Annotated in this window: 2 protein-coding genes; both read left to right on the top strand. The window is 48.9% G+C overall.

All coding sequences use genetic code 11. The annotated features are described in order from the left end of the window. Positions 1–119: 119 nt before the first annotated feature. Positions 120–641: a GNAT family N-acetyltransferase gene (locus KDK14_RS19465; RefSeq protein WP_257266870.1), complete on the top strand. Its 522-nt coding sequence runs from the start codon at positions 120–122 to the stop codon at positions 639–641. Between the two features lie 115 nt (positions 642–756). Next, positions 757–1,530 (top strand): protein-tyrosine phosphatase family protein, encoded by a 774-nt coding sequence (locus tag KDK14_RS19460; RefSeq protein WP_257266869.1) that lies wholly within the window; start codon positions 757–759, stop codon positions 1,528–1,530. Positions 1,531–1,592 lie beyond the last annotated feature (62 nt).

Below are 1,592 nucleotides of genomic sequence, written 5' to 3'. Positions count from 1 at the left end.
GAATAGATAAATATCCTATTATCGGAATGATCGTTCGACCGATTCTGGCGCCCTGTGTAGAGATCTGACTAAGAGACAGCCCGACAGGGCGGGGAGTGTCTGATTATGGAGAATATAAAATGGATACCGTCATCCGCCATGCCGAGCCCCCGGACTTGCACGCAATTGGTGAGTTCTTCCGCGATCCGGGAGTAACCCGGCAGACCGGCCAGATTCCTTACCGGCCCCAGGCATATTGGCACAGTTTGTTCAATTTGGACGACAAGAACCATATACAGCTGGTTGCTGAGTCCTCAGGACAAATTCTTGGTCTTCTTGGGTTACGAATTCAGGACAACCCACGACGCAAACACTGCGCAAGCTTCGCTATTATTGTGCACCCGGATGCCCGGGGCCAGGGCATCGGTAAACAGCTGATGACAACCATGGTGGAACTCGCCGACAATTGGCTAAACCTGATCCGGATCGAATTGGACGTTTATACTGACAACGCTGGAGCTATTGCCCTCTACCAGAGCTTTGGTTTTGAGATAGAAGGTGAGAGCAAATATGATGCCTTCCGGGATGGACAGCTGGTCAACAGTTACCGGATGTCCAGAATCCGATTACCAGCAACCCCGAAACCAAAGACCGCGCCATGACACAAAGCCCGACCCGGAATGACAGTTCCTAATCAGGATATTTTTATGGGCTGATTGCAACTCTCAGCACAAAAAGCAGTCTGATATATCATTCAACTTAAATAAGTAGTTCATCATGAATATTTTCAGACAGTTTATCTCAATACTGGTTCTGCTCTCTTTTACCACAGTGGGCAACACTGCCTCACAACGCGCCATACCCGGCGATTTATCGTCCACAGCTTCCTGGCCCAAGCCAAAAGAAGTGGCATTCTCCCCCCGGAAGCTCCGACTTGTTGACTATAATCCCGAGTCCGGAAACTACCTGTTCCGGGGCAACATGCCCATTATCAAAGGCCAGTTTGCCTATCAAGAGCTGATTGACACCATGAATCAGAGAAGTCTTGAGAAGCTCCAGCTCCCCCTTCCCGACAACATCTTCATTTTTGATATTTCGTTGATCAGCAAGCTTGGTGAACGCCATTTACTGAGAAAAGAACAGGTATTTAGCCAAACCAACCCGGATCTGGTGCACCTGATCCACCATCCGGTTTATGGTGCCGCTTCCAATCCTGATTATTACCCGAAGTCAGTTCTGCACATCATGCTCAAGCTCCCCTTTATTGGTGATGTGTACAGACTCGTCAACAAGCTCAACAGATTACTTGATCAGGAGCACAACAGGCCTACAGCCATTTTTGTTCACTGTCAGGCTGGCAGTGACCGGACAGGCATGGTCATTGGCACTTATCAGATGCAGTTTCTGGGCAAGAGCTACCAGGAGGTGATTGAGGAAGCAGAGGAAATTGCCGGTCGACCGATCAGATATCCGCAAAAAAAAGGACTGCAATGGATCGCCTATTATTTGAGGGAGCATAAAGGGATTCAAAGTGTTGGCGCCATTTACTAAGCGCACCTGTAACTGTTTGGTGATCCCATACAATGTTCGCGATTACCAGGAGCTGCAGCCAT

It is taken from the genome of Endozoicomonas sp. ONNA2 (assembly GCF_024606365.1).
Classification (GTDB): Bacteria; Pseudomonadota; Gammaproteobacteria; order Pseudomonadales; family Endozoicomonadaceae; genus Endozoicomonas.
Note: the sequence above shows the minus strand (reverse complement) of the source record. Positions and strands in the feature narration are given on the sequence as shown.